Source organism: Pseudomonas sp. SIMBA_067 (assembly GCF_046534675.1).
Lineage (GTDB): Bacteria > Pseudomonadota > Gammaproteobacteria > Pseudomonadales > Pseudomonadaceae > Aquipseudomonas > Aquipseudomonas putida.
The window spans coordinates 1-237 of sequence record NZ_JAWRYH010001317.1 but is presented as its reverse complement, the minus strand read 5'-3'; the positions used below and the strand labels follow the sequence as shown (position 1 = coordinate 237).

The following is a 237-nucleotide window of genomic DNA, read 5'->3' as shown; positions in this document are numbered from 1 at the left end:
ATCACCGAAACCGGGATCGACAGCACCAACGAGCCAACGATAGGCGCCAGCCACCACAGGAAGCTCGGGTTCAGCCACGCCACCAGCCCAGCCCAGGCGATACCCAACAGGGTTTGCGGACCATGGCGGCGCACAGCCTCGCCCCACGGGGTGGAGTCGTCGTCACGTTGCGGCGAATTCCAGGTCGCGGCCCAGCCGAGGAACGCCGCCAGCACGAAGCGGGTGTGGAAGATCATA

1 protein-coding gene is annotated in these 237 nt (G+C 65.8%); it reads right to left on the bottom strand.

The features are described 5' to 3' along the window. Positions 1-237 (bottom strand): hypothetical protein (locus SB765_RS33595; RefSeq protein WP_410933030.1); only part of this gene is annotated, 237 nt, incomplete at both ends.